Source organism: Maribrevibacterium harenarium, assembly GCF_006385675.1.
Lineage (GTDB): Bacteria > Pseudomonadota > Gammaproteobacteria > Pseudomonadales > Marinomonadaceae > Marinomonas > Marinomonas harenarium.
In genome coordinates this window covers 1-23,548 of record NZ_VFRR01000029.1, presented here as the reverse complement: position 1 = coordinate 23,548, position 23,548 = coordinate 1, and the positions used below count along the sequence as shown (strand labels likewise).

The following is a 23,548-nucleotide window of genomic DNA, read 5'->3' as shown; positions in this document are numbered from 1 at the left end:
CGGTGCGCCATCTTTGTTTTATAACTAGATTGTTGATTAACAACTCAATTACGAGGTTAATGGCAGAATGAGCCGTGTGTATAATTTTTGTTCTGGTCCCGCCGCACTTCCTGAAGCCGTATTAATTAAGGCACAGCAGGAGCTGTTAGATTGGCACGGAAAAGGTGTGTCAGTAATGGAGATGAGCCATCGCAGCGATGAGTTTGTGTCTATCCTAACCTCTGCAAAAGCACGTCTTTCCCGCTTGATGGGAATTTCCAGTGACTACGAAATACTTTTTGTACAAGGCGGTGCGAGCGGCTTATTCGCTCAAATTCCAGCCAACTTGTGCCATGGCTTTGATAAGGCTTGTTATATCGATACGGGTACCTGGTCAAGCAAAGCTCTGAAAGAAGCGAAAAAATACACCGATGTTGTTGTATCTGGCTCTACCAAATCCATCAACTACACCTCTGTGCCGGACTTTTCTACTCTTAATATTGATGAAGCCGCCGCTTATTTGCACATTACACCGAACGAAACCATCGGTGGGGTAGAGTATATGGATCTACCGCAGACCGATTTGCCTATCGTAGCGGATATGTCTTCCAACATTTTGTCCCGTGCCATTGATGTTTCTAAGTACGGCATGATTTATGCGGGTGCGCAAAAGAATATTGGCCCAGCAGGAGTGGCGATCTGTATCGTGCGCAAGGATTTGTTAGAGCGTTCCAATGACGATGCGCTGCCGACAACTTGGTCGTTTGCGAATTTGGCGAAAAACGACTCCATGATCAACACGCCACCAACCTTTGCTATTTATCTTGCTGATTTGGTATTTGAGTGGTTAGAGCAAAATGGCGGAGTGGCGGCAATGGAACAACATAACATTGCCAAGGCTGAGTTGTTATACCAAGCGATCGACAACAGCAGTTTTTACTCCAATCCTATCGATGTGCGTTACCGTTCACGTATGAACGTGCCATTTGTTTTAGCGGATGAGAAACTAGAAAGTGTCTTTTTAGCGGAATCAGAAGCGGCTGGTCTGAGTACCTTGGCGGGGCACCGCTCAGTGGGCGGAATGCGTGCCAGCATCTATAACGCTATGCCAATGGCTGGTGTCGAGGCGCTTGTTGCCTTCATGAAAGACTTTGAGCAGCGTTACGCCTAAGGAGAGGAGATATGTCAGAAACACAGAAAACCGTATCCCTAGCGGATCTGCGTGATCGTATTGATGCCATCGATGCTGAAATTCAAAATCTGATTAATGAACGTGCAAGCTGTGCCCAAAAAGTTGCAGAAGTAAAGCTAGCAGAGCAAGGTAGTGAAGCGGTCGTTTTTTATCGTCCCGAGCGCGAGGCACAAGTATTACGCCGGGTCATGGAGCGTAATCAAGGCCCCCTAGGTAATGAGGAAATGGCGAAAATTTTTCGTCAGGTGATGTCCTCATGCTTGGCTTTGGAAAAGCCTATGCGTATCGCTTTCCTGGGCCCAGAAGGTACTTTTACCCAGCAGGCGGCACTTAAACATTTTGGTAAATCCATTATTAGTGCGCCGATGGCGGCCATTGATGAAGTATTTCGTGAGGTAGAATCCGGTGCTGCCAACTATGGTGTGGTTCCGGTAGAAAACTCTACCGAGGGTGTGGTGAATCATACCTTGGATAGCTTCCGTGATTCCCGCTTGCGTATCTGTGGCGAAGTGGAGATTCGCATTCATCATCATCTATTAGTGGCTCCGAACGTGAATCCAGATGATGTGACTCATATTTATTCCCATCAGCAGTCCTTGGCCCAATGTCGTGCTTGGCTGGATCGGTACTGGCCCCACGCCGAGCGCGTGGCGGTAAGCTCGAATGCAGAAGCAGCCCGTTTGGCCATGCAAGCAGGGCAAAATGGCAAAGCTGTCGCGGCAATTGCCGGTGAAATTGCCTGTGAGTTGTATGGCTTGACGACTGTGTCCGCCAATATTGAAGATCATCCTGACAATACCACGCGTTTCTTGATAGTCGGTAACCAGGAAGTGCCCCCAAGTGGTCAGGACAAAACTTCATTGTTAATCAGCGCCAAAAATGAGCCTGGTGCCTTATATCGCTTACTGGAGCCCTTTGAGCGACATGGGGTGGATATGACTCGTTTGGAGACGCGTCCATCACTCATGAGTAAATGGGGTTACATTTTTTACATTGATTTCAAAGGACATCATCAGGATGATGCCTGCCAAGCCGTCATTGCAGATTTGCGAGAACGTGCTTCAGAAGTAAAGGTATTAGGCTCCTACCCTGTGGCGGTGCTGTAAGCGGATGGCAAAACAAGGTATTACTGCATGCAAGTAACAAATAAGACTGGAGAGCATTTTGGGAATGTTCTGATTATCGGTCTTGGCATGATTGGTGGCTCGTTTGCCAAAGCGTTGCGGGAGCGTGGCTTAGCTTACCTTTATGGGGCAGATCGTCGTGTTGGTGAGCTGACACTGGGGATTTCCCATGGGGTGATCGATGCGGCGGCTGAGCTAGATGCCGCGACCATTGCCAAGATGGATGTTATTGTTCTGGCGACACCGGTACGAGCCATGGAAAGTGTGATGGGGCAAATTAAGCCTCATTTGCGCCCCCATACTTTGGTGACAGATGTAGGATCTACTAAAGGTAGTGTTGCTGCTGCTGCGCAACGTGTATTTGGTGAAGTGCCGAGCAATTTCATTCCTTCTCATCCTATTGCGGGTGCAGAAAAAAGCGGCGTATTAGCTGCCAATCCAAATCTTTTCGAGCGTCATATGGCGATCGTAACGCCCATGGCGCATTCTAACCCCGATCAATTGGATCTGCTTTACCGGATGTGGCGCGCCATTGGTGCGGACGTGGTGAGTATGGATGTAGAGCACCATGACCATGTGCTTGCAGCTTCCTCTCACTTACCTCATCTGCTTGCTTATACGTTGGTTGATGCCCTGGCGAATGCCGAACGGAGTAAAGACATTTTCCGTTTCGCGGCTGGTGGCTTTCGCGATTTTACCCGTATTGCGTCTAGTGACCCAACCATGTGGCGAGATGTCTTTTTAGCAAATAAAGAAGCCACTCTTAGTACCCTGGATTTGTTTACTGACCGCCTCGCAGATATGCGCACAGCCATCGAGAATGAAGATGGGGCGGCCATGTTCGGGGTATTTACCCGTGCCAAATCCGCCCGCGATCATTTTTTGCGCTTACTAGAGCAACGTAAAGGGGCACCGGTAAAAGAGCAAAAAGCCTTGAATTTACAAGTGCGCAGTGGCTCGGTGTTAGAAGGTGAAATTACCTTACCTGCTGACAAGTATTTGTCACATATCGCACTTATTATGACCGCCCTCGCTGATGGTGTTAGCACCCTAAATAATGTTCAGCTTGTCGGTGACCTATATGTGACGGCGCAAGCGCTGCGAGATATGGGCGTTATTATCGAAGAGTGCGGCAATGGTGTGATTCGCGTCTTCGGCGTCGGTCGTCGTGGGTTGCGAGCCCCCATTGCACCGGTCAATATCCATGAATCGCAAACGAGTTTGTATTTTCTGCTGCCGGCACTAGCTGTACAGTCGTTCCATTGTGAGATCATTGCCGAAGGTGAATTGCTGTTGCAGCCGCAAACCCTGTTGCTGCAACAGCTGCGTTCCTGTGGTGTAGAACTTGAGAGTGCAGAAGCGGATTGTTTGCCACTTACTATTACTGGTGGTTTGCCAGCTGCCATCGCAACAGCACAATCAGACCCTTACCTTGCGATTAGCCAAGTGTTGCTAAATACCCTGTCAGGTAATGCCGCTTCGGCTGCACAGTGGTTAACGGTTGATCCCTTAGCTCGCCAAGTGATAGGCAGCTTTGTGGGTTCTAGCGGCGATTTTAATAACAGTTGGTCAGCGACTGAGTTAGATATTCCAGCTGATCCCCAACTTGTGTTGTGGGCGGTGCTTACAACAGGTGCTTTGCCTGGTTCTCAAGTTGTGATTAATAATGTTGGACAGAGTCAAGTTGTCATGTCACTCATAAGTAGTTTGCGTGAAGCGGGTATGCAACTTGAGTGGGATGGTCAAACTGGATTGCCGGAAGCGAGTGTGCCGTTACATCGTCTCGTAGTTCGTTATAGCCGCTTGCAGAAGTTAATTATTGATGCCAAGCATGACCCTAAGTTGCAGGCATTTTTACCTATGCTACTAAGTGCTAGTGCATTTGCCGAAGAGGGTGGTGTGTTGCTGTTTGATCAAACCATGCCTTACTACTTTGAAGATAGGCTAACGGCTGTTTGCGATGGATTGCGACATTTAGGAGCGCAAGTTGAGCGAACGCCTGATGGTATCACCATGACAGCGCACTCCTTAACCGGAGGACAAATGGATAGTGCTGGTGATTTATATGTTGTACTTGCACTTTTATTGATCAGTGCTAGGGCAGCCGGCGGTGGAATCGTTCAAGATTGTCGGTTGTTTTTAGAAGAATTCCCGGGTTGGGAAGACATTTCGGGTCAGCTGGGATTTCAATGCCAGTTGTCAGTATGAAATAAAGAGGAAAAGTTATGATAAACCAAGCCCCAGTGATTACGATTGATGGCCCAAGTGGTGCTGGTAAAGGCACAGTAAGTCAAATCGTCGCAGAGAAACTGGGTTGGCATTTGCTGGACAGTGGTGCCTTGTATCGTTTGCTTGCGCTAGCGGTAAGTCACCACGGGATGTCTACGGATGATGTCGAAACTTTACAAGTATTGGCGGAGCACCTAGATATTCAATTCACCCACAACGATGAAGGCAAGATTGACATTGTGTTAGAGGGTGAAGTGGTTACGCAGGCGATTCGAACCGAAGAAGTGGGCAATAGTGCGTCAAAATTGGCTGCTATTCCAGAAGTTCGTGAAGGACTATTGCTACGTCAAAGGGCATTTGCACAACCGCCGGGTTTAGTCGCCGATGGTCGTGACATGGGGACGGTGGTGTTTCCCCAGGCAAGCGTAAAAGTTTTCCTAACGGCGAGTGCAGAAGAACGTGCAGAACGCCGACGCTTACAGCTTGAGCAAAAAGGCGCTGAAGTGGATATGCAAGAACTTGTCAAGACCATAAAAGAGCGTGATGAGCGTGACGCCAACCGTTCAGTGGCACCTTTAGTGCCTGCTACTGGTGCTTTAGTAATCGATAGTACAGAGTTAACGATTGATCAGGTTGTGGAAGAGATTATAAGCGAAGCGCGTAAAGCAGGTTATTGCTAGCTCTTCCTACTGTCGCGATATCTGTGCTAAAATAGCTGATTATTTATACAAGACCCAAGTCGTCTATTGCGCCAGCAGTGCAATGGGCGCATCAACCATGAATTAACCCCATATTTGCTGGCAATATGGTGCGGGTGCATCGCGTACCCAACTTAATAGGAAAAAAAATGACTCAAAGCTTCGCAGAACTGTTTGAAGAAAGCCTAAAAAGCGTCGAAATGGCGCCTGGCGCAATTGTTACTGGTATCATTGTTGACATCGACAGTGACTGGGTAACAGTTCATGCAGGACTAAAATCTGAAGGTGTTATTCCTCGTTCTCAATTCCTAGATGATAACGGTGAATTCTCTCTTAACATCGGTGACGAAGTTAAAGTTGCACTAGACGCTGTTGAAGACGGCTTCGGTGAAACAAAACTTTCTCGTGAAAAAGCGAAACGTGCAGAAACTTGGTCTGTACTTGAAAAAGCTTACGAAGAAGGTGAAATCATTAAAGGTATTATCAACGGTAAAGTTAAAGGTGGCTTCACTGTTGATATCGCTAATATCCGTGCTTTCTTGCCAGGTTCTTTGGTAGATGTTCGCCCAATCCGCGATACAACTCACCTTGAAGGCGTAGAGCTAGACTTCAAACTTATCAAGCTTGATCAAAAACGTAACAACGTTGTTGTTTCTCGTCGTGCCGTTATGGAAGCGACTAACAGCGCTGAGCGTGAAACTCTGCTTGCTTCTCTTGAAGAAGGTCAAGAAGTTAAAGGTATCGTTAAGAACCTTACTGATTACGGTGCGTTCGTTGACTTGGGCGGTGTTGATGGTCTTCTACACATCACTGACATGGCTTGGAAACGTATCAAACACCCAAGCGAGATTATCGCTGTAGGTGATGAGATCGACGTTAAAGTTCTTAAATTCGATCGTGAGCGTAACCGTGTATCTCTAGGTCTGAAACAACTAGGTGAAGATCCATGGGTAGCAATCAAAGCTCGTTACCCAGAAGGTACTAAAGTATCTGCACGCGTAACTAACCTAACTGACTACGGCTGCTTCGCTGAGCTTGAAGAAGGTGTTGAAGGTCTTGTTCACGTTTCCGAAATGGATTGGACTAACAAGAACATCCACCCATCTAAAGTGGTTCAAATCGGCGACGATGTTGAAGTAATGATCCTTGATATCGACGAAGAACGTCGTCGTATTTCTCTAGGTATCAAACAGTGCACTCCAAACCCATGGGAAGAGTTTGCTGGTTCCTTCAACAAAGGCGACAAGATCTCTGGCGCTATCAAGTCTATCACTGACTTTGGCGTATTCATCGGTCTTGACGGTGGTATCGATGGTCTTGTTCACCTATCTGACCTATCTTGGGACGAAACTGGTGAAGAAGCAGTACGTAAGTACAAGAAAGGCGATCTACTTGAGACCGTTGTTCTTTCTATCGACGCAGAGCGCGAGCGTATCTCTCTAGGTGTTAAACAACTAGAAGAAGATCCATTCGTTGCATTCGTTGCTGAAAATGACAAAGGCGCGATCGTAACTGGTACTGTTGCTGAAGTTGATGCTAAAGGCGCTGTTGTTACTCTAGCTGAAGGCGTTGAAGCTTACTTGAAAGTTTCTGAAATCAGCCGTGAGCGTGTAGAAGATGCTTCTACTGTTCTTAAAGCTGGTGATTCTGTAGAAGCTGCGATCACTAACGTTGACCGTAAAGCTCGCACTATCGCTATCTCTGTTAAAGCGAAAGACGCTTCTGAAGAGAAAGCTGCTCTTAAATCTCACGCTGAGAAACAACAAGCTGAAGTTAGCGGTCCGACTACTATCGGTGACCTGATCAAAGCTCAACTCGAGAACCAAAACTAATTTAGATTAAGCAATAGCTTAACTGATATAGTTGCAAAAAAGCGGATCTTTTTAGGTCCGCTTTTTTTATGTTTTTTTAAACTGGGCGTTGACAAAATGGCTATGCACAGAAGATGTGGATAACTGTGGGAATAGTCGAAAGTTAAGCGATTTAGTTCAATTGACGCAACAGAGTTTGAACGTCCTCTTCATCCCATTCTGCTTTCTCCAGCAGGGCTTTCAAGGTAGGGTTATGGCTCAGTTCGGCATGATTACGCCGGAATTTGGCGAAGTGATAGTCTTTGATGAGCTTTTCATCATACTCAGAACGATAAATAGATGGCTGCTTAGGGTGCGATGTTCCTGAAGTAGATTTATCCACAGCTCGGTAAGCGTTAAGCATTTTTTGCCGGTTCATGGGACTCTCCTAGCTCAATCTCGGTCACCTCAAAGTATTCATCATAGGCTACCCATTTCACATTCGCATCCCAAAGTTGATTGCCATGAATGCGTCCAGTGGTTCCCCATAAATAAGAAGGGCGAGGATCCTGGCCAATAACTTGGGAAGCCAAACTCTGTAAGTCTCTTCCAGTATGTTTTAGATAGCTGTGACACTGTTGCTCCGCTTGCGGAGTAAATCGTACCGGTTTCACTTCAACCGGGAGTGGTGCAAAGCCCCCTTTGGCATCCGGGAGAGCATCTGCATAAGGTAGATAAGGTTTAATATCAACTACAGGGGTTTGATCGAGTAAATCTGCACCAATAATATCAATATAAACACGCCCTTCCTCTTGATAGATTGCACCCAGTTTTACTACTGATAATCCTAGAGGGTTGGGTCTATGGGTAGCGCGAGACGCAAAAACGCCAACTTTGGTTTTTCCGCCTAAACGTGGTGGACGAATTTTAGCTTTCCAGTTTTCCTGCATACATTGGTGGAAAATAAAATGTACCCAAATATGGGAAAAACCTTCTAGGCCATCCAGTACATCCATACGATTAAAAGGCGCAAGTAACTCAATTCTGCCATTCGCGGCCTCGATTAATCCAGGTTGACGAGGGATGCCAAATTTTTGTCGGTAGCATGAATGGACTACCCCTATCTGCTGGAAGGTAAAACTGGTAGGTGTTGACAAGTAGCCTCCTTATTTGCGCCTTTGTGACGGCAACCATGATCGCCTCAAAAAAAGATTGTGATAGTATAACCGCTTACGAAGGAAAGCGGCTTACACAGAATGAGCCCATATTATTCAAAACAGTGAGATAAGTTATGTCGATTGAGTCCTATATGAATGACGTTGGCCAACGTGCCCGCGCGGCCTCTCGCCAATTGGTGCGGGCAACTACCGAGCAAAAAAACCAAGCGCTATATGCTATGGCTGAAGCGCTCGAGTCTGCTCGACCTTATCTCCAGCAAGAGAATGAGAAAGATTTGGTCAATGGCCGCGAAAAAGGCCTTGATGCTGCACTTCTTGATCGGTTAGCGCTTAATGATGCTCGGATCAGCGGTATGATCGAGGGATTACGCCAAGTTGCTTCCTTGCCTGACCCTGTTGGTGAAATTACCGACATGGTGTTCCGCCCATCTGGTATTCAGCTAGGTAAAATGCGGGTGCCTCTCGGCGTGATCGGGATTATTTACGAATCCCGCCCTAATGTAACCATTGATGCGGCAAGCTTATGCTTGAAGTCGGGGAATGCCACAATTTTACGCGGTGGCAGTGAGGCATTTTACTCCAACCAAGCTATTGCGGCCGCGGTTGCTAGCGGATTGAAAACGGCCGGATTGCCGGAGGATGCCGTGCAGGTTATCAACACAACTGACCGTGACGCGGTCGGCAAACTCATTACCATGCCTGAGTACGTTGATGTGATTGTACCTCGCGGTGGCAAGGGTCTAATCGAACGTATTAGCCGCGATGCGCGTGTGCCAGTCATCAAGCATTTAGATGGTAACTGTCATGTTTACATCGATAATGAAGCGGATCTGGATAAGGCGTTTCGTATTGCTTTGAATGCGAAAACCCGTCGTTATGGCGTTTGTAATGCAATGGAATCGCTATTGGTACATGTGGAGGTCGCTGAGGCTATTTTACCGAAACTGGCTGCGGCCTATGCCGAGAAAGGTGTAGAGTTAGTTGGCTGCGAGCAAACCCGTGGTTTGATCGCTGCAGGAGTCGCAACCGAGGAGGATTGGTATACAGAATATCTCGCGCCAAAATTATCAATCAAATTGGTGACAGATATGGATGAGGCCATTGCCCACATTAATCAGTATGGTTCTCACCATTCTGATGCGATTGTGACCCAAAACTATTCCAAGACTCGGGCCTTTATGACTGAGGTGGACTCCTCCTCTGTTATGGTAAATGCCTCGACGGCATTTGCTGACGGTTTCGAGTATGGCTTAGGCGCGGAGATCGGTATTTCTACCGATAAAATTCATGCTCGCGGACCTGTTGGTCTAGTCGGTTTAACCAGTCAGAAATATGTTGTACTGGGAGATGGTCATACCCGTGACAACTGAGTTAGATGTGAAACATAAAGGGATTGTGGTGATGGGAGGAACCTTTAATCCCATTCATCATGGTCACCTTCGCACAGCGGTCGATATTCTCGACCGTTTTGCTTTTAACGAGTTACGTTTGATTCCTTGCTTTCAACCGGTACATAAAGACGCTTTGCAGGTGAAGCCGTTTGAGCGTCTGCACATGGTCGAATTAGCTTGTCGTGCAGATCCTAGGTTAAAAGTTGATCGGCGCGAGATTGAACGTCAAGGCCCCAGTTATACCATCGATACCTTGGCTGAGCTAAGGCAAGAAGTAGGGCAGACGACTCCGATTGTTCTCACGGTAGGCATGGACAGCTTTCTGTCACTTACCACCTGGAAACGTTGGGCTGAATTAGTACAATTTGCCCATATTTTAGTGGTCTCTCGTCCTGGATGGGAGCCGGAACTCCCCTCTAAACTAGAAGACTTCTACGAAAAACGTCGAGCGAATGATGTCACTGAGTTACAATCAGCACCATCCGGTAAAATCTGGCAGACATCGCTGACGCCACTAGCAATTTCTTCGAGTATGATTCGCAAGTTGTGCGCTCAGCAACAGTCAATCGCCTACCTATTACCGGAAAACGTACGTGAATTTATACTCGACCATCAACTTTATCAGAAAGGCTAAAACAAGCTATGAGTAATACCCAGGTAACCGCAGATCAAATCCTCGACCTCGCCGTTGAAGCATTGGAAGATGTCAAAGCACAGAATATCAAAGTACTCAAGGTAAGTGAGTTGACAGACTTAATGGACTACATGGTGATTTGTTCTGGTACCTCTAAACGTCATGTACATTCTTTGGGGCAAAATGTGGTTGAGCACCTTAAGGCCAATGGCGTACAACCCCTTGGCAGTGAAGGTCGTGATATGGGCAGCGATTGGGTATTGGTCGATCTTCATGACGTTGTTGTGCATGTGATGACGGAAGAAGCCCGAGCTTTTTACGATCTTGAGAAACTGTGGGATATCAAACCAGAGCAGCGTTAATTTTGTTCGTTTGCGAGAACTGAATCCCTATTAATTGGTAACCATCACTAACAAGACACTATGAGAATCCGAATTATCGCGGTAGGCACCAAAATGCCAAAGTGGGTAACCGAAGGCTATGATGAATATGCCAAGCGCCTGCCGAAAGACTTCGCTTTGGAGGTGGTGGAACTACCGATGGCACAGCGCTCAAAAAATAGTGACATCGCTAAAGCTATTCGCAAAGAAGGCGATGCTATGCTCGCTGCCATACCTCCAGGGGATCGAGTCATCGCCCTTGAGGTATTGGGAAAAGCTTGGTCGACCCATGATTTAGCGGCACAAACCGAGCAATGGCGCATGGAAGGCCACAACGTAACACTACTCATTGGTGGGCCAGATGGTCTTGACCCACGTTGTAGTAATCGTGCTGATCAAAAGTGGTCGTTATCCAATCTTACCTTACCCCACCCATTGGTTCGCGTCTTACTAGCCGAACAAATCTATCGTGCGTGGACTCTGATGAATAACCACCCATATCATCGTTAAGGCGCTTGCGTGGCTAAACATCATCAGTTCTTTCGTAACTATCGCGCCGAGCAGTCCTTAACCCAACGCCGGATAATATTTGCTGCGGTATTTGTACTGATTTTAGTCGGTGTGTTAATGGCGCGCTTGGTCTACTTACAAGTGTTGCAATACGAGCGTTATCAAACGCAGGCAGATGACAACCGCCAGATGCTGGTGACGGAGCCTCCGCCGCGGGGGTTGATCCTCGATCGTAACGGCATTGTGCTAGCAGACAATCGTCCCATACATAGCTTAACTGTTACCCCCGAACGTATTAAAAGTATCGACTGGCTGCGTCAAGAGCTTCTCGGTGTGATCGACATTTCTGATGATGAATGGGACGAGTTTGAGCAAAAGCTACGAGAATATCGCCGTCCTTATCAATCGGTAACTTTAAAGGCTCAACTGACCGATGAAGAGTGGGCCGCGATTGCGGTAGATCTGTATCGTTTGGATGGCGTGCAAGTGGAAGCACAACTTAATCGCTACTATCCCTTCGGCGAAGCCTTCGCCCACGCTATTGGTTATGTCGGTCGTATTACCGCACGTGACTTAGAGAGTGTTGATAGGCAGGCCTACCAAGGTGCCCAATTTATTGGCAAAACCGGTGTAGAAGGCTTTTATGAGGATGTGTTATTTGGCACTCCTGGGTATACCAAGGTAGAAGTAAACGCTCGTGGTCGTATCATGGCCGAGATTGAACGGCAAAACCCGACCCCTGGACAGGATGTTCACCTGTATCTAGACGCTCGCCTACAGCAGTATGCTTATGATTTGTTGGGTGACTATAAGGGCTCTGTCGTAGCTATTGACCCTAATACAGGCGGAATATTGGCGCTGGTATCCAAACCCGGTTTCGACCCCAACCTGTTTGTAAGGGGTATTTCGGTTAAAAATTACTCTAAGCTTCGCGATGATAAACGTTTACCCTTGTTTAACCGAGCATTACGTGGTGGTTACCCTCCAGCATCGACAATTAAGCCCTTTATGGCGTTAGCGGGACTGGAATATGGCTTTTCCACTTGGGATGAGATGTTCTTTGCTCGCGGCTTTTATCAGATTAATCCCAACGGAAGGCGTTATCGGGACTGGAAGCGTGATGGCCACGGTTGGGTAGATTTAGAGCGTTCTATCATCGAGTCCGTAGATACCTACTACTATAGCTTGGCCCATCGAATGGGCATTACTCCAATCCACAATTTCCTTACGAAATTTGGCTATGGTCAAGATCCCATTCTTGACCTGAATGGGGCTAGTGTGGGGCTATTGCCGTCAAACGAATGGAAGAAAGCACGCTATAACGAACCCTGGTATCCAGGGGACTCGGTTAACGTCGGTATAGGGCAGGGCTTTATGGTCGCAACACCACTGCAAATTGCGAACGCCACAGCCATCTTAGCGAATCGAGGTGATTATTATCGTCCTCGTATGGTGGCAACAATTGGCACAGAACCGGTTCAGTTTGAGGGGGAGTCGGGGCAGATGCACCATATAACTCTTAAGAATGAGCGAAACTGGAATCGTATGGTGCAAGCGATGGAAAAAGTGATTACCGACAGCAAAGGTACCGCAAGACGACTACGTGGTACGCCGTATACGATTGCTGGCAAGACCGGCACCGGTCAGGTGTTTAGTCTGCAAGAAGATGAAGAATACGATGCCACTAACTTAGAGAAGCGCCTCCACGACCATGCCTTATTCATCGGTATGGCGCCGGCCGAGGAGCCAAAAATCGCTATTTTTGCCATCTTTGAGAACGGTGGTAGCAGTTCTAAACCAGCAGACCTGAGTAAAGCTCTGTTTGATGCGTACTTGTATAACGACTACCCCGAGCGCTATGACTATTTTTTAAGAGGTGTTTATGAATAAGAGCCTCTACCAACGGGTGCTGGAATTCACCAATGCTCGTCTATGGCGCCTCACTCACATTGATATATTGCTAGCCGGAGCGCTCTTGCTCTTAATGGCTGGTGGGCTTGTCATACTTTATTCCGCTTCCGGTCAGGATGTGGATATGGTTGAGCGTCAAGTATTGCGCCTTAGTATCGGTATGATGGTGTGTTTGACTCTTGCTCAGCTCCCCCCAAAATATATGCGACGAGCCTCCCCACTGATGTTTGTTGGTGTCACGGCACTGCTAGTCGGGGTGTTATTAGTTGGGGTCGGTGCCAAAGGAGCGCAACGTTGGCTGGAGCTTCCTGGCGGAGTGCGCTTCCAACCATCCGAGTTAATGAAAATTGTGATGCCGATGATGATCGCTTGGTATTTCTCCATGCGTCCAATTCCACCAACGCTTAAGCAAATTGTTGTCGTGTTAGTATTAGTTACATTGCCTTCATTGATGATTGCCAAACAGCCAGATTTGGGAACTTCTTTGTTGGTTGGGGTGTCTGGAATATTCGTCTTGTTTTTAGCAGGGCTCGGCTGGCGGTATATCATCGGCGCGGCGACTATCGCGCCGGTCGCTATTTATGGTCTATGGCAGGTGATGCGTGACTACCAAAAACAGCGAGTGCTAACCTTTCTCGACCCCGAGAGTGACCCTCTTGGAGCGGGCTGGAATATTATTCAGTCTAAAACGGCCATTGGCTCTGGGGGGCTCTACGGAAAGGGATGGTTAGAAGGCACCCAGGCGCAACTGGACTTTTTGCCGGAGAGTCATACGGATTTCATTATCGCGGTCTTGGCAGAAGAGTTCGGGATGTTAGGGTGTGGTTTGTTGATTACCGCATACTTGTTGGTGATTGCCCGCGGCCTTTACATTGCGGCTACCGCAGAAGATAACTATGCCCGTTTACTTGCCGGTAGTCTGACATTGACTTTTTTTGTTTACATGTTCGTAAATATAGGAATGGTGTCGGGGATCTTGCCGGTAGTGGGAGTGCCTTTACCCTTGGTGAGCTATGGTGGTACTTCGATAATCACTATTATGGCCACATTTGGGATTTTAATGTCCATTCAAACCCATAAAAAAGCGGTTTAAGACATGAGAACTATTTGGATTTTGTTTTTTGCATTCTTGTTGTCAGCTTGTTCTGCAGCGCCACAACCGAAAACGGATTCTGCTCATGAGATTGAGGAGAAAGACGTAGCCTATGCAGATAGCTATTACGCCAACCAAGAAGTACAGCAGTTCGTTGAATACATGGTGACTACCCATAAATACGATCGAGATATCTTAGTAAAGGCATTTTCGAGTATTGAAAAGCGTGAGCAGGTAATCACCAAATCTGACAATCAACCAGAAGTTATTACTCCTTACTACCAGTACGCTACCCGTTTCTTAGAACCATACCGTATTCAAAAGGGTATCGAATTTGCTCAGCGCAATCGTCCTTGGTTGCTTAGAGCCGAAGAGGAGTATGGGGTAGATTGGCATGTAATCGTCGCCCTGCTAGGCGTGGAAACAGCTTATGGCAGGGTGACCGGAAATAGAGATGTTTTTACCTCACTAACGACCTTGAGTTTCGACTATCCTCGTCGAGCCGACTATTTTCGCTCAGAGCTAGAGGCTTATTTACTGCTGGCTCGCCGCGAAGGCTGGGGGCTTGGCACCACTAATGGTTCCTACAGTGGTGCTCTCGGTATGGTTCAGTTTATGCCGAGTAATTATCTAAAGCTTGCATTGGATTACGATGGTAACGGCGTGATTGAGCTTTGGGATTCAGAAATTGATGCAATTGGCTCAGTAGCGAACTATCTGCGACGTCATGGCTGGCAGCGTGGTAAGTTGCCCTTTGTATCGGCAAGTGTAGCGAATATTGAGCCAATTGCTGACTGGGTCAATAAAGGTCGGAAACCAGAAAAAAGCGTTGCTCAATGGCAACAGTTGGGCGTTACTCCAAGTTCCCTGGTAAATGGGCAGGCTGGGCTTATTGGGCTGAGAACCGCCGAAGAGGAAGTAAGCTACTGGTTGGCGTTCGAAAACTTCTTTACAGTTATGGATTACAACCCTAGTCGACGCTATGCCATGTCGGTATTGGAATTAGCACATAGGATAAAAGCAGGTGCAGAAGATTAAGTGGTTATGCCTTTTTAGTGTTGTCGTGCTAAGTGGGTGCATGAGTACCCAACATATTAACGGCGGGCGTACTTCGAGTGCTAGCAGCGCAGCCATTGACTACGATAAAGCCTCCGGTGGAGGGCGCTATAGCATTTTGCAGGATCATGCGCCCAGCGGGGATATCAAAGTAGATCACTTGCCCGACTTAGTGCCCAAATACGAGCCAAAGAGTCGGGGTGGCAATAAAAGCCCTTATGAAGTCTGGGGCAAGACTTATTATGTTATGGATTCGGCGGAAGGTTATGTGGCTGAAGGAACTGCATCTTGGTATGGCAATAAGTTTCACGGTCACAAAACGTCGAATGGCGAAATCTATGATATGTATGCGTTCTCAGCGGCCCATAAGTCATTGCCATTACCCACCTACCTTAAAGTCACCAACCTAGACAATGGGCGAACAGTGATTGTCCGCGTGAACGATCGTGGGCCGTTTCACGGCGACCGCATAATTGACCTTTCTTACGCAGCGGCGGCACGACTCGATTACCATAAAAAAGGTTTAGCCCGTGTGCGCATTGAGGCAATAACACCCAAGCCCGGGGAAACGGTTGTTACTAATCCCAAACCTGTCGCAGCGGTCTCTAGCGTTGCCGTCACCTCCACCCCAACGGCTATGCCGGTGGTCGAAACCACTAAATCTCCTGAAAATCAGTTATTGTTTAGTCATTTACAGATCGGTGCCTTTACTCAAGAGCAAAGCGCCCAAGGACTTAAACAGCGCTTATTTGAAAAGTTTGATACCACCATTAGCTTATCTGTGTTGAAGGCTGATGATGGTCTATTTAAGGTTTTGGTGGGCCCATATAGCTCTGTGAACGAACTTGATCAATGGCAAACCAAGCTGGAGGCGGCTGGCTTTGCCCGGGGAGTGCGAGTAGCAATTACACCTTAGTGCCACTTTCCAGGCTAGAGATTCTAGAGTGGCTTTAGTATCATTTGGCGACTTTTTGCCAGCAAACTGACTTTGGATGTTATGAAATCACTTAATACGCTGATCATTACACTTTTGACCTTTTTCGCTTCCTCGGTGTTTGCCGTGGCTCCACTCATTCCAGCGCCCCCACAAGTGTCTGCATCTAGTTACGTATTGATGGATGCTTACACAGGCGAAGTGTTGGTTGAGAACAATAGCCATCAAGAATTACCACCGGCTAGTTTGACTAAACTTATGACAGCTTATGTAGCCGACTATGAAATGGCGCGGGGTAACATAGCCTTAACCGATATGGTGCGTGTAAGCGAAAAGGCTTGGCGTATGGAAGGCTCACGTATGTTTATCCGTGAGGGAACGCGCGTTCAGCTCGAAGATCTCATGCGTGGCATTATTATTCAATCCGGCAATGACGCTAGCGTAGCCGTTGCAGAACACGTAGCGGGCAGTGAAGCGGCTTTTGTCGATCTGATGAATCAACACGCTCAAATCCTTGGACTCAAAAATACTCATTTTGCTAATTCAACCGGTTTTCCAGCGGACGGCCATTATTCAAGTGCTTACGATATTGCGTTGTTGTCTCGCGCCAAAATTTTCCAGTTTCCCGAAAGTTACAAAATGTACGCGGAAAAATATTTTACTTTTAACGAAATTCGTCAACCCAACCGCAATAAGCTTTTGTGGCGTGACAAAACTGTTGATGGCTTGAAAACTGGCCATACGGAAGAAGCAGGTTATTGTTTAGCTGCGTCTGCGCAACGTAACGGTACTCGCCTAATTGTGGTGGTGATGGGAACCGCTTCCGATGAAGCTCGTGCAGCAGAATCGCAAAAGCTATTGGATTACGGATTCCGTTACTACGAAACTCGTAAGCTTTACCAAGCTGGTCAGGTAGTGCAGCAGGGTAAAGTTTGGGGCGGTGCGGTAGATTCAGTGAATATCGGTTTCGCTCAAGATGTCGTGGTTACGCTACCGAAACAGGATGGTGAAATACCGGCTACATTGGTACTTAACCCAATTATCGAGGCACCAATTGCCCCAGGCGATGTGCTAGGTAAAGTGATTGTCGGTAGTAGCGATAATATTATTCTTGAACAAGATGTGGTTGCACTGGAAGCAGTCGAACAAGGTGGTTTCTTCAAACGCTTGTTCGATAAAATCCGTTTGTTTTTTTCTAACTTGTTTTAATTAGGTTTGCAGAACGCTAATGGCACTTTTTAATCAAACAGGACAGCAAATCCAGCAGGGTCAAGAAGCCCCCAAAATTGAGTTTCCTTGTGATAATTACTTAATCAAAATAGTCGCTCTTGATCACGATGATACCCATGAAACGGTAATTACTTGTGTGCGTCGGCATGCGCCTGAAGTCGATGAAACCCAAATCTCAACGAAACGATCAGGGAAAGGCACTTTTGTGAGTTTCTCCTACCGTATCCTTGCTCATAGTGAAAACCAGCTTTCTTCCTTACATAAAGACTTAATGGCCTTGCCTGCTGTTAAGATGGTTATGTAAATGACAACGCCATTATTATGTCTCGATCTGGGGCAGGTTGATTACCAACCTGCTTGGGATAGGATGCGTGATTTTACCCAAACTCGGGATAAGTCAGCCTCTGACCAGGTGTGGTTACTGGAACATCCTCCGGTGTTTACTCAAGGGCAAGCTGGTAAGCCTGAGCATGTGATTGATACTGGCGACATTCCTGTCGTGCAAGCCGATCGGGGTGGTCAAGTTACTTACCACGGTCCAGGGCAGCTTATCGCCTATGTGCTAATCGATTTAAAACGCAAGGGTATTGGTGTAAGGGATTTGGTCTCTGCTTTAGAAAATGCGGTAGTTGAAGTACTACAGCATTACAAGATCGATGCCTATCCAAAGCCAGATGCGCCTGGCGTTTACGTCAATGAAATGAAAATATCCTCGTTAGGTCTAAGGGTCCGTCGGGGATGTTCTTTTCATGGCCTAGCCTTGAATGTAGATATGGATTTGACCCCATTTTTACGTATTAATCCCTGCGGCTACCGTGGATTGCAAATGATTGATATCAGGCGTCTCAACGCAGACGTCACTATCGAGCAAGTTAAGCAGCAACTGGCTGCTGCCCTAGCTCACCAGCTCGACTATTCGAGTGTCTTATTTCAAAAAGGGTAAGATTCAATGACAACTGAACAAAAAACCGTCGTTCAGGGACAGAAATTACGTGGTGCCGACAAAATGGCACGGATTCCAGTGAAGGTGATCCCAACAGAAGAGATCCCGCGCAAACCTGATTGGTTGCGTGTACGTATGCCTGCCTCACCAGAAATTGCTCGGATTAAAAGTACTTTGCGAGAACATAAACTAGCTTCGGTTTGTGAAGAAGCAAATTGCCCAAATTTAGGGGAGTGTTTCTCCAATGGTACGGCTACCTTTATGATCATGGGTGATATTTGTACCCGTCGCTGCCCATTTTGTGATGTGGCCCATGGACGTCCAAATGCTTTGAGTCCCGATGAACCAAAGGAATTGGCTACCGCGATTCGCGACATGAAGCTAAAGTACGTGGTTATTACTTCGGTAGACCGTGATGACTTACGTGATGGTGGGGCACAACATTTTGTTGACTGTATTCGTGAAACGCGAGCATTGAGTCCGAACATCGAAATCGAGACATTAGTACCAGATTTCCGCGGTCGTATGGATGTCGCTCTGGATATTTTGCAAATCGCGCCACCAGATGTATTTAACCACAACCTAGAATCCATTCCGCGTTTATACCGTCAGGTACGCCCAGGATCAGATTATCAATGGTCCCTTGATTTGTTAAAGAAATTCAAAGAGCGCTGCCCAAGCGTACCGACAAAATCGGGTTTGATGGTGGGTATGGGCGAAACTTTTGAAGAAATCGTAGAAGTTCTAAAAGATTTACGTGCTCACAACGTTGATATGCTGACCATTGGCCAGTACTTGCAACCATCTAAACATCACTTCCCAATGGCGCGTTTCGTGCCACCGGAAGAATTTGCACGTTACGAAGAAGTCGCGAAAGAGCTTGGCTTCACCCACGCTGCTTGTGGCCCATTGGTACGTTCTTCTTACCACGCGGACAAACAGGCACGGGGCGAAAAAGTATCTTGATGTGCTAATTGGATATAAACGGGGCTTGTCGTAGGCCCCTTTTTTGTGTCAAAAAAAGCCCGTTTTAAGCAACGGGCAACCTATTCCTGTGTGCTAGGGGATGCACATTAACGCTGTAGAATGCCACTCACTTCAAAAAAACAATCGAGCAGGCCTACAAATACAGCGCTAAGTCCCGTATCAGCTTGTAAACTATAGCCCATAGTTTTAGATTGGTCGAAATATGAACAGAATCTATGCCTAACCCGTTTGCATCTTTGGTTTCCCATCACCAAATGTTTGGCGTTACTTTGCGCACTTCCACAGTTGCCGATGACGTCATGCTGCGTGTGTTGCTGGATAAACTTGAACAATTGGCACGAGAACGAGAGGGCTTCATTGATTGCCAGTGGGTGTTGGCTGAGACCTGTGAGTTTAGCTGCTATTGGCATAGCCAAGAGTCAGCCGATGGATGGATGAATCACCCTATGTTGCGTCGGGTGGTCAGTATCGGTAACCAGTGCTGGTTTGAAAGCTATCATATTAGTGCGTTCACGGTAGACCGGCAAGATTCCCATTGTTTTCCTCACGTGGATGTAGCTTCCATGCGCTTCCCTAAAATTGAAACCCCACGGGGTCAGTTAGTGGTGCTCGGTTTAGAGCATGTTAGTCTCCTTCATGACTATGTGAATCGTTTTAAAGCTCACTTAGCACCTTGGGAGCCGGAACGGACCGATGACTATTATAGTGAAGAAACATGCCGTCTACGCATCCGTGAAATGCGGCGGGACTTTCTTAATGATCGCGGTGTCGTGCTGTGTCTTTTAGATAAAGCAGGAACACGCATGTTTGCATACTCTAATTTCTCACGCTTTCATCGGGGTATCTCACAATCCTGCGAACTCGGCTACAGCGTCGCAGCCGATGTAGAAGGGCAGGGCTATATGAATGAATGCTTGGTTGCTGGCATACACTATGTGACCGCAGAATTGAATATAGACCGCATAGAGGCATGTTATTTACCACGCAATCAGCGCAGTGGGGCTGTTTTATCCAGACTAGGTTTTGAAAAAGAGGGGCTGGCTAAGAACTATCTTAAGATCAATGGTGTTTGGGAAGATCATGTACTCACAGCATTAGTGCTACGTTAATTATTTGTTAGAAGATAAAACAAAAGCTCTATCTCTTGGGGCGAGTGGGAAGGTAACAGAAATTAACTGGGTCGTATGTGGGCTTCGGTTACGTAATGTGAGCTTGGTTTTTGCCGGCAGCAATACTCCACTTTCGGAGAGAGGCTCATCGTTGAGTAAAATATGTTCACTACCATGGCTAAAGAGATAGATCTGTCCCTTCCTGAAATAATGCCTTGGTTCCTGGTAACCACCAGGGAGATACCACCATTCCATTTTTACGACATTTTCGATCTCCCATAGGCGACGCTGGACACCGCTCTTGCTGGTGATACTTTGAGCCGAAGTAGAGGAGAGCAACCTGGTATTGTTAATTGCTTGGGAATTTTCTAACACGAGCACTGAAACCCGAGAGTTGGGAGTTACCGTCGTAATCTTCATGCAGTTATTGAAGCCCACCACTAGGCCTTGATCGGTTCGAACCAACTGCTCATCGTCAGCGACTGCAACGACAATGCTGCCAACTTCTACATGGAGGATGCAATCGAATGGGAAAGCAAGCGTGTGGCTAGGGACGTCATTTTGATACAGTCGCAGTTGGTACTTATTGGTCAATTGAGCCAGACGACTGATAGCTAAGCAACTTTGCTGTCCGAGCATAACGACCGTTGACTTTGTCTCATGTTGCATCAGCAGGGCTCCTCCGCTACTTATCAGGCTGGATTCAGAAAAATCTTGTAGTGAAGGGCGGTTGCAGTGCGCCCCGAGCTTTCATTATAGTATCGCCCCATACCCTATTGTCTATTCTGAGCCGATGAAATATTCGTGCACAATCACATTTTTGTAAAGGAACCAGCGCTTGAGTGACCTGCTAAACTTCGAAGCGAACGAGACCCTACCGTTAAAAGAATATACGGAAAAAGCCTACCTTAACTACTCCATGTACGTCATTCTGGATCGTGCCTTGCCTCATATTGGGGATGGATTGAAACCGGTACAGCGACGTATCATCTATGCCATGAGCGAGCTCGGACTCAAGGCGACGGCGAAATATAAAAAGTCCGCCCGTACCGTCGGTGATGTATTGGGTAAGTTTCACCCCCACGGTGATAGTGCTTGTTACGAAGCCATGGTATTGATGGCGCAGCCGTTTTCCTATCGCTATCCGTTAGTGGACGGTCAAGGCAACTGGGGAGCGCCAGATGACCCTAAGTCCTTTGCCGCTATGCGTTACACCGAGTCGCGGTTATCGCGCTATGCCGACGTGCTATTGAAAGAAGTGAGTCAGGGGACGGTGGATTGGGTGCCCAACTTTGATGGTACCTTGAAAGAGCCGGCAGTACTTCCTGCTCGTTTACCTAATTTGTTGCTAAATGGAACGACTGGGATTGCGGTCGGTATGGCGACGGATATTCCTCCCCACAATCTAAGAGAGGTAGGGGAAGCTTGCATCCATTTATTAGAAAATCCAGCCGCCGATCTAGATGATCTGTTGAACTTCGTACAAGGCCCAGATTTCCCTACTGGGGGAGAAATTGTTACCCCTAGTTCCGAGCTGCGTAAACTCTATGAGACAGGTAAGGGACAAGTAAAAGCACGAGCGCGCTACCAATTGGAGGAGGGGGATGTTGTTGTTCATGAACTTCCCCACCAAGTGTCTGGGAGCAAGGTGCTGGAGCAGATTGCCGCCCAAATGCAGGCGAAAAAGTTGCCAATGGTCGTTGACTTGCGGGACGAATCAGATCACGAAAACCCCACCCGCTTAGTTATTGTTCCCAAGTCGAATCGCGTAGATATTGAGGCCCTGATGACTCATTTGTTTGCGACGACAGACTTAGAAAAGAGCTATCGGGTAAATATGAACGTGATTGGATTGGATGGCTTGCCGCAAGTGAAAAGCTTGCCAGCATTTTTGTCCGAATGGTTACGTTTTCGTATTCAAACGGTGCGCAAACGTTTGCAATATCGTTTGGACAAAGTGATCAACCGATTACATATTCTAGAAGGTCTGTTAGTCGCTTTTCTAAATATTGACGAGGTAATCGAGATCATCCGCCATGAGGATGATCCCAAAGCTGAGTTGATGGCGCGTTTTGGCATAACCGATATCCAAGCGGAAGCGATCCTTGAGCTTAAGCTGCGTCACTTAGCGAAACTTGAAGAAATGCGCATTCGAGGCGAACAAGATGAGCTAGAAAAGGAGCGTAAACAGTTAGAGGGCTATCTCAATTCTGATAAGAAATTGCATAAGCTAATCGGCGCCGAAATTCGCGAAGCAATTGAACAATACGGTGACGATCGCCGGACACCTATTGTCGAACGTAAGGAAGCTCAGGCATTTACGGAAGAAGACTTGTTGTCGAATGAGCCAATTACAGTGGTGTTATCGAAACAGGGCTGGATTCGCTCGGCGAAGGGGCATGATATCGATGAGCGTGGGTTAAGTTACAAATCTGGGGATGACTTCTTGCTAAGCTGCCGTGGTCGTTCCAACCAAACCTTGGTGTTGGTGTCCTCTACTGGGAGAACCTATTCCATCAAGGCCCATACATTACCATCTGCCCGGGGGCAGGGTGAGCCCATCACAGGGCGCATTACCCTTGAAAAAGACAGCCATATCGTAGCCGCTATGCTTGATAACGATGACGCTTACTATCTTATGGCGAGTGATGCTGGCTACGGGTTCGTTGCACAGTTAGGCGATTTGCACGCCAAGAATAAAGCAGGCAAGGCCACTTTGTCATTGCCTGCTAACGCTCAGATTGTAACGCCGGTAAAAGTGCAGCATCCCGAGCAAAGTAAGGTTGTCGTGATCTCTAATGAAGGACGCATGTTGGTATTTAATATTGCCTCACTGCCGCAGATGGCGAAGGGTAAAGGCAATAAAATGCTCAGTATTCCGGCAAACCGTGCTGCAGATCGAGAAGAATTATTAATTGTTATGGCAACGGTAACGGCGGAAGATCAGCTTATCGTCCATAGCGGTAAGCGTTTCCTATCCATGACTGAGAAGGATTGGCAGGCTTATGAGGGTGAAAGAGGTCGCCGCGGTTTGAAACTGCCCCGAGGCTTTCAACGTATTGATGAATTAGAGGTGAAGTGTAAATAGTCGTCCCTGAATAATGGCGATTTTAGACTAAAGCGCCATTTCATTTTCTAGCCTTCTCGGCAATAAGGATTGTATCAATCTCATCCCGCTAT

General features: G+C 47.2%; 22 protein-coding genes. 19 read left to right on the top strand and 3 right to left on the bottom strand.

The annotated features are described in order from the left end of the window. The first annotated feature begins 67 nt into the window (after nt 1-67). The 5 genes from serC (at nt 68) to rpsA (ending at nt 7,054) form a co-directional block, all read left to right on the top strand. Nucleotides 68-1,150, top strand: a complete 1,083-nt coding sequence (gene serC, locus FJM67_RS12955; protein ID WP_140589922.1) for a 3-phosphoserine/phosphohydroxythreonine transaminase — start codon at nt 68-70, stop codon at nt 1,148-1,150. Nucleotides 1,151-1,161: 11 nt separating this feature from the next. Then, nucleotides 1,162-2,277, top strand: a complete 1,116-nt coding sequence (gene pheA, locus FJM67_RS12950) for a prephenate dehydratase (RefSeq protein ID WP_140589921.1) — start codon at nt 1,162-1,164, stop codon at nt 2,275-2,277. A 27-nt stretch (nt 2,278-2,304) separates the two neighbouring features. Then, nucleotides 2,305-4,503: a prephenate dehydrogenase/arogenate dehydrogenase family protein gene (locus FJM67_RS12945; RefSeq protein ID WP_140589919.1), complete on the top strand. Its 2,199-nt coding sequence runs from the start codon at nt 2,305-2,307 to the stop codon at nt 4,501-4,503. A 17-nt stretch (nt 4,504-4,520) separates the two neighbouring features. Beyond that, nucleotides 4,521-5,204: a (d)CMP kinase gene (gene cmk, locus FJM67_RS12940; RefSeq protein WP_140589917.1), complete on the top strand. Its 684-nt coding sequence runs from the start codon at nt 4,521-4,523 to the stop codon at nt 5,202-5,204. Nucleotides 5,205-5,371: 167 nt separating this feature from the next. After that, on the top strand, nt 5,372-7,054 hold the full coding sequence (rpsA, locus tag FJM67_RS12935; RefSeq protein WP_140589916.1) for a 30S ribosomal protein S1: 1,683 nt from the start codon (nt 5,372-5,374) through the stop codon (nt 7,052-7,054). Nucleotides 7,055-7,205: 151 nt separating this feature from the next. Here the strand turns inward: rpsA and FJM67_RS12930 are convergent, their stop codons facing one another. Both FJM67_RS12930 and tsaA read right to left on the bottom strand, forming a co-directional pair. Next, nucleotides 7,206-7,451, bottom strand: a complete 246-nt coding sequence (locus FJM67_RS12930; RefSeq protein ID WP_140589914.1) for a hypothetical protein — start codon at nt 7,449-7,451, stop codon at nt 7,206-7,208. After that, a complete protein-coding gene (gene tsaA / locus FJM67_RS12925) occupies nt 7,429-8,169 on the bottom strand; it encodes a tRNA (N6-threonylcarbamoyladenosine(37)-N6)-methyltransferase TrmO (RefSeq protein WP_140589913.1) in 741 nt (246 codons plus the stop codon). Before tsaA ends, FJM67_RS12930 begins: the two co-directional genes overlap by 23 nt. A gap of 134 nt (nt 8,170-8,303) precedes the next feature. Here tsaA and FJM67_RS12920 point away from each other — a divergent pair, with 134 nt between their 5' ends. The 13 genes from FJM67_RS12920 to FJM67_RS12860 all read left to right on the top strand — a co-directional run bounded on the left by FJM67_RS12920 (nt 8,304) and on the right by FJM67_RS12860 (nt 20,368). Further along, the gene (locus FJM67_RS12920) at nt 8,304-9,560 is read left to right on the top strand and encodes a glutamate-5-semialdehyde dehydrogenase (RefSeq protein ID WP_140589911.1); all 1,257 of its coding nucleotides are present in this window, start codon (nt 8,304-8,306) and stop codon (nt 9,558-9,560) included. Then, nucleotides 9,550-10,215 (top strand): nicotinate-nucleotide adenylyltransferase, encoded by a 666-nt coding sequence (gene nadD, locus FJM67_RS12915; RefSeq protein ID WP_235890058.1) that lies wholly within the window; start codon nt 9,550-9,552, stop codon nt 10,213-10,215. The genes FJM67_RS12920 and nadD overlap by 11 nt, the downstream gene beginning before the upstream one ends. Nucleotides 10,216-10,223: 8 nt before the next feature. Further along, nucleotides 10,224-10,577: a ribosome silencing factor gene (gene rsfS, locus FJM67_RS12910; RefSeq protein ID WP_140589909.1), complete on the top strand. Its 354-nt coding sequence runs from the start codon at nt 10,224-10,226 to the stop codon at nt 10,575-10,577. 60 nt (nt 10,578-10,637) lie between these two features. Then, a complete protein-coding gene (gene rlmH, locus FJM67_RS12905; RefSeq protein ID WP_140589907.1) occupies nt 10,638-11,105 on the top strand; it encodes a 23S rRNA (pseudouridine(1915)-N(3))-methyltransferase RlmH in 468 nt (155 codons plus the stop codon). A gap of 9 nt (nt 11,106-11,114) precedes the next feature. Further along, nucleotides 11,115-12,995, top strand: a complete 1,881-nt coding sequence (gene mrdA / locus FJM67_RS12900; protein ID WP_140589906.1) for a penicillin-binding protein 2 — start codon at nt 11,115-11,117, stop codon at nt 12,993-12,995. Beyond that, nucleotides 12,988-14,109, top strand: coding sequence for a rod shape-determining protein RodA (gene rodA / locus FJM67_RS12895; RefSeq protein ID WP_140589905.1), 1,122 nt, complete (start codon nt 12,988-12,990; stop codon nt 14,107-14,109). Before mrdA ends, rodA begins: the two co-directional genes overlap by 8 nt. Nucleotides 14,110-14,112: 3 nt before the next feature. Then, on the top strand, nt 14,113-15,147 hold the full coding sequence (mltB, locus tag FJM67_RS12890) for a lytic murein transglycosylase B (RefSeq protein WP_140589903.1): 1,035 nt from the start codon (nt 14,113-14,115) through the stop codon (nt 15,145-15,147). A 40-nt stretch (nt 15,148-15,187) separates the two neighbouring features. Further along, nucleotides 15,188-16,081: a septal ring lytic transglycosylase RlpA family protein gene (locus FJM67_RS12885; protein WP_140589901.1), complete on the top strand. Its 894-nt coding sequence runs from the start codon at nt 15,188-15,190 to the stop codon at nt 16,079-16,081. 81 nt (nt 16,082-16,162) lie between these two features. After that, nucleotides 16,163-17,308, top strand: coding sequence for a D-alanyl-D-alanine carboxypeptidase family protein (locus tag FJM67_RS12880; RefSeq protein ID WP_140589899.1), 1,146 nt, complete (start codon nt 16,163-16,165; stop codon nt 17,306-17,308). Between the two features lie 19 nt (nt 17,309-17,327). Further along, on the top strand, nt 17,328-17,633 hold the full coding sequence (locus FJM67_RS12875; RefSeq protein WP_140589898.1) for a YbeD family protein: 306 nt from the start codon (nt 17,328-17,330) through the stop codon (nt 17,631-17,633). Further along, nucleotides 17,634-18,272: a lipoyl(octanoyl) transferase LipB gene (lipB, locus tag FJM67_RS12870; RefSeq protein WP_140589896.1), complete on the top strand. Its 639-nt coding sequence runs from the start codon at nt 17,634-17,636 to the stop codon at nt 18,270-18,272. Between the two features lie 6 nt (nt 18,273-18,278). Continuing rightward, nucleotides 18,279-19,238, top strand: a complete 960-nt coding sequence (gene lipA, locus FJM67_RS12865) for a lipoyl synthase (RefSeq protein WP_140589895.1) — start codon at nt 18,279-18,281, stop codon at nt 19,236-19,238. 236 nt (nt 19,239-19,474) lie between these two features. Further along, complete coding sequence (locus FJM67_RS12860) at nt 19,475-20,368, top strand: GNAT family N-acetyltransferase (RefSeq protein WP_235890057.1); 894 nt, start codon at nt 19,475-19,477, stop codon at nt 20,366-20,368. Here FJM67_RS12860 and FJM67_RS12855 read toward each other — a convergent pair whose 3' ends face one another. Beyond that, a complete protein-coding gene (locus tag FJM67_RS12855; protein WP_140589893.1) occupies nt 20,369-21,037 on the bottom strand; it encodes a hypothetical protein in 669 nt (222 codons plus the stop codon). Between the two features lie 169 nt (nt 21,038-21,206). On the opposite strand from FJM67_RS12855, the gene parC reads away from it, so the two are divergent. Next, nucleotides 21,207-23,456 carry a DNA topoisomerase IV subunit A gene (gene parC, locus FJM67_RS12850; RefSeq protein WP_140589892.1) on the top strand — a complete coding sequence of 750 codons (2,250 nt, stop codon included), beginning with the start codon at nt 21,207-21,209 and terminating at the stop codon, nt 23,454-23,456. Nucleotides 23,457-23,548: the final 92 nt, after the last annotated feature.